The 5,478-nt window shown below is 56.1% G+C and carries 3 rRNA genes; all 3 read right to left on the bottom strand.

Annotated elements, in window-relative coordinates:
* Positions 1–8: 8 nt before the first annotated feature.
* Positions 9–121: ribosomal RNA gene (gene rrf / locus ACZYYX_RS29420) — 5S ribosomal RNA — on the bottom strand.
* A gap of 113 nt (positions 122–234) precedes the next feature.
* Positions 235–3,356: ribosomal RNA gene (locus ACZYYX_RS29415) — 23S ribosomal RNA — on the bottom strand.
* Positions 3,357–3,784: 428 nt separating this feature from the next.
* Positions 3,785–5,304, bottom strand: a 16S ribosomal RNA gene (locus tag ACZYYX_RS29410).
* The 16S, 23S and 5S rRNA genes sit together here, the layout of an rRNA operon.
* Positions 5,305–5,478: the final 174 nt, after the last annotated feature.

Genomic DNA, 5,478 nt, shown 5'->3' with positions numbered 1-5,478 from the left:
CAATGTGTGTTCGGCGGTGTCCTACTTTTCCACCCGGGTGGGTAGTATCATCGGCGCTGGTAGGCTTAGCTTCCGGGTTCGGGATGGGTCCGGGCGTTTCCCTGCCGCTATGGCCGCCGTAACTGTATTCACTCGTTTTTGAGTGATCCCCGTGGTGTGGGGAAGTTTATAGCCCCTGTTTTTTGGTGGTGGGGGTGGTGTGTGATGTGTGGTGTGGTTGCGAGGTTTTGTTGGTGTTGTAAGTTTTCGGCCGGTTAGTGCCAGTTCCCTGAACCCATTACTGGGTGTGTAGGTCTGGTCTATCGATCCCGTGGTCTGCGGGGGGCCTTATCCCACTTGATGGGTGAGAAGCCTGGTCTTGGAGGGGGTTTCCCGCTTAGATGCTTTCAGCGGTTATCCTGTCCGAACGTGGCTATCCAGCGGTGCCCCTGGTGGGACAACTGGTGGACCAGAGGTTCGTCCGTCCCGGTCCTCTCGTACTAGGGACAGATTTCCTCAAGCTTCTGACGCGCGCGGCGGATAGAGACCGAACTGTCTCACGACGTTCTAAACCCAGCTCGCGTGCCGCTTTAATGGGCGAACAGCCCAACCCTTGGGACCTGCTCCAGCCCCAGGATGCGACGAGCCGACATCGAGGTGCCAAACCATCCCGTCGATATGGACTCTTGGGGAAGATCAGCCTGTTATCCCCGGGGTACCTTTTATCCGTTGAGCGACACCCCTTCCACTCAGAGGTGCCGGATCACTAGTCCCGACTTTCGTCCCTGCTCGACATGTATGTCTCGCAGTCAAGCTCCCTTGTGCACTTACACTCAACACCTGATTGCCGTCCAGGTTGAGGGAACCTTTGGGCGCCTCCGTTACTTTTTAGGAGGCAACCGCCCCAGTTAAACTACCCACCAGGCACTGTCCCTGAACCGGATATACGGTTCGAGGTTAGAGGCCCAATACGATCAGAGTGGTATTTCAACAACGACTCCACAATCACTGGCGTGACCGCTTCACAGTCTCCCACCTATCCTACACAAACCGTATCGAGCACCAATACCAAGTTGTAGTGAAGGTCCCGGGGTCTTTTCGTCCTGCCGCGCGTAACGAGCATCTTTACTCGTAATGCAATTTCGCCGAGTCTATGGTTGAGACAGTTGAGAAGTCGTTACGCCATTCGTGCAGGTCGGAACTTACCCGACAAGGAATTTCGCTACCTTAGGATGGTTATAGTTACCACCGCCGTTTACTGGGGCTTAAATTCTCCGCTTCACCCTTACGGGTTAACAGGTCCTCTTAACCTTCCAGCACCGGGCAGGCGTCAGTCCGTATACATCGTCTTGCGACTTCGCACGGACCTGTGTTTTTAGTAAACAGTCGCTTCTCACTGGTTTGTGCCACCCACTCACGCTTGGGCCGTGAAGGCTTACACGCCATGTGGGTCCCCCTTCTCCCGAAGTTACGGGGGCATTTTGCCGAGTTCCTTAACCATAGTTCACTCGTACGCCTTGGTATTCTCTACCTGACCACCTGTGTTGGTTTGGGGTACGGGCCGTGTGTGCGCTCGCTAGAGGCTTTTCTCGACAGCATAGGATCACCGAATTCGCCTCAATCGGCTATGCATCACCTCTCAGGATATATGCCAGACGGATTTGCCTATCTGACTCCCTACAGGTTTACCCCGGTATTACCACTGACCGGTACGGCTACCTTCCTGCGTCACCCCATCGCTTGACTACTACCACCGAAGGTCCCGCGCAGCCGGCGAAACCATCACCCCGAAGGGATCAGTGATTCGCCTTTTGGGCGGTTAGTACCGGTGATTCATCAGGGACGCTCACACACGGGTACGGGAATATCAACCCGTTGTCCATCGACTACGCCTGTCGGCCTCGCCTTAGGTCCCGACTCACCCTGGGCGGACTGGCCTGGCCCAGGAACCCTTGGTCTTTCGGCGGGCAAGGTTCTCACTTGCCTTATCGCTACTCATGCCTGCATTCTCACTCCCACACCCTCCACCACTCGATCACTCGGCGGCTTCACCGGATGCAGGACGCTCCCCTACCCAGCACAACAAGTGTGCTGCCGCGGCTTCGGCGGTGTGCTTGAGCCCCGCTACATTATCGGCGCACAATCACTTGACCAGTGAGCTATTACGCACTCTTTCAAGGGTGGCTGCTTCTAAGCCAACCTCCTGGTTGTCTTCGCGACTGCACATCCTTTTCCACTTAGCACACGCTTAGGGGCCTTAGCCGGCGATCTGGGCTGTTTCCCTCTCGACGCACGGAGCTTATCCCCCGCCGTCTCACTGCCGCATTACACCGTGTCGGCATTCGGAGTTTGGCTGACGTCAGTAACCTTGTGAGGCCCATCGGCCATCCAGTAGCTCTACCTCCGACACGAACACTGCGACGCTGCACCTAAATGCATTTCGGGGAGAACCAGCTATCACGGAGTTTGATTGGCCTTTCACCCCTACCCACAACTCATCCCCTCAGTCTTCAACCTAAGTGGGTTCGGGCCTCCACGCGGTCTTACCCGCGCTTCACCCTGGCCATGGGTAGATCACTCCGCTTCGGGTCCAGAACACACCACTACACCACACACTGTTGTGTGGATACGCCCTATTCAGACTCGCTTTCGCTACGGCTACCCCACCCGGGTTAACCTCGCGACATGTCCCTGACTCGCAGGCTCATTCTTCAAAAGGCACGCCATCACCCCACGACAAGTCGAAGGCTCTGACGGATTGTAAGCGCACGGTTTCAGGTACTCTTTCACTCCCCTCCCGGGGTACTTTTCACCATTCCCTCACGGTACTAATCCGCTATCGGTCACTGAGAAGTATTCAGGCTTACCGGGTGGTCCCGGCAGATTCACAGCAGATTCCACGGGCCCGCTGCTACTCGGGGAAAACATTTCACGAAAGCCGTCAGGTTTTCAGGTACGGGGCTCTCACCCTCTCCGGCAGGCCATCCCAGACCACTTCACCTAACCCCACGGTTGTTCACTTTCGCTCCCATCGGCGGATGAGAGAAGAAACGCCCCACAACACCGCACACACAACCCCCGCCGGGTATCACATGCACACGGTTTAGCCATCCTCCGCTTTCGCTCGCCACTACTCACGGAATCACTTTTGTTTTCTCTTCCTACGGGTACTGAGATGTTTCACTTCCCCGCGTTCCCCCCCAACGCCTATATATTCAGCGCTGGGTAACACGACATCACTCGTGCTGGGTTTCCCCATTCGGACATCCTCGGATCCACGCTCGGTTGGCAGCTCCCCGAGGCATATCGCAGCCTCCCACGTCCTTCATCGGCTCTCAGTGCCAAGGCATCCACCATGCGCCCTTAAACACTTACAACACAAAACCAAAAAAATGAGTCATCACCCACACACACCACACACCCCACAAAGGGCACACGACTGCGTGCAGGTATCAGAAAAATTTGCATTACATGCTGACCACACACAACCCACACAAGAGTCGCCTGCGATCAGATGCTCGCAACCACTATCCACAAATCAAACACCACACCCCACCACCAAAGCAGGGCAACAACAACCCTCCCACCCCACACAGGGGCCAGAGAAAAAACGGGCTGTTGTCTCAAAGCCCAATAGTGTGTCCGATGATTTTCCCCACCACGTATTTCCCACGCAGCAAGCCAAGTTTGTTGTATGCACCAGACCTGCATCCACTACAGATGAACAGGCCATCTTCACGAATCGGCTACGGTCACCGAACCCCCACACGATGTGGGCGGGCCGAGCTCTCGTGGTGCTCCTTAGAAAGGAGGTGATCCAGCCGCACCTTCCGGTACGGCTACCTTGTTACGACTTCGTCCCAATCGCCGATCCCACCTTCGACGGCTCCCTCCCACAAGGGGTTAGGCCACCGGCTTCGGGTGTTACCGACTTTCATGACGTGACGGGCGGTGTGTACAAGGCCCGGGAACGTATTCACCGCAGCGTTGCTGATCTGCGATTACTAGCGACTCCGACTTCACGGGGTCGAGTTGCAGACCCCGATCCGAACTGAGACCGGCTTTGAAAGGATTCGCTCCACCTCACGGCATCGCAGCCCTTTGTACCGGCCATTGTAGCATGTGTGAAGCCCTGGACATAAGGGGCATGATGACTTGACGTCATCCCCACCTTCCTCCGAGTTGACCCCGGCAGTCTCTCACGAGTCCCCACCATTACGTGCTGGCAACATGAGACAAGGGTTGCGCTCGTTGCGGGACTTAACCCAACATCTCACGACACGAGCTGACGACAGCCATGCACCACCTGCACACAGACCACAAGGGAATACCTATCTCTAGGCACGTCCTGTGCATGTCAAACCCAGGTAAGGTTCTTCGCGTTGCATCGAATTAATCCACATGCTCCGCCGCTTGTGCGGGCCCCCGTCAATTCCTTTGAGTTTTAGCCTTGCGGCCGTACTCCCCAGGCGGGGTACTTAATGCGTTAGCTACGGCACGGATCCCAAGGAAGGAAACCCACACCTAGTACCCACCGTTTACGGCGTGGACTACCAGGGTATCTAATCCTGTTCGCTCCCCACGCTTTCGCTCCTCAGCGTCAGTTACTGCCCAGAGACCCGCCTTCGCCACCGGTGTTCCTCCTGATATCTGCGCATTCCACCGCTACACCAGGAATTCCAGTCTCCCCTGCAGTACTCCAGTCTGCCCGTATCGCCCGCACGCCCACAATTGAGTTGTGAGTTTTCACGAACAACGCGACAAACCACCTACGAGCTCTTTACGCCCAGTAATTCCGGACAACGCTCGGACCCTACGTATTACCGCGGCTGCTGGCACGTAGTTGGCCGGTCCTTCTTCTCCAGGTACCGTCACTTGCGCTTCGTCCCTGGCGAAAGAGGTTTACAACCCGAAGGCCGTCATCCCTCACGCGGCGTCGCTGCATCAGGCTTGCGCCCATTGTGCAATATTCCCCACTGCTGCCTCCCGTAGGAGTCTGGGCCGTATCTCAGTCCCAGTGTGGCCGGTCACCCTCTCAGGCCGGCTACCCGTCGTCGCCTTGGTAGGCCATTACCCCACCAACAAGCTGATAGGCCGCGGGCCCATCCCACACCGCAAAAGCTTTCCACCACACACCATGAAGCGCGTGGTCCTATTCGGTATTAGACCCAGTTTCCCAGGCTTATCCCAAAGTGCAGGGCAGATCACCCACGTGTTACTCACCCGTTCGCCACTCGAGTACCCCGAAGGGCCTTTCCGTTCGACTTGCATGTGTTAAGCACGCCGCCAGCGTTCGTCCTGAGCCAGGATCAAACTCTCCAAACAAAAACTCCCCACCACACAGGCAGGAAAGAATCCGAATCAGAAAAATCCGATCACAAACAAAAGACACCAAAACTGGCATCCAAAAAACGTCATGCCCCCAAACGGGAAAATGCGGACACAACAAAAAACAACAAACAAAAACCACCAAACACACTATTGAGTTCTCAAACAACA

The sequence above is a fragment of the Mycobacterium sp. IDUB_1 genome, assembly GCF_055419625.1.
This window is presented reverse-complemented; position numbering and strand designations above follow the sequence as displayed.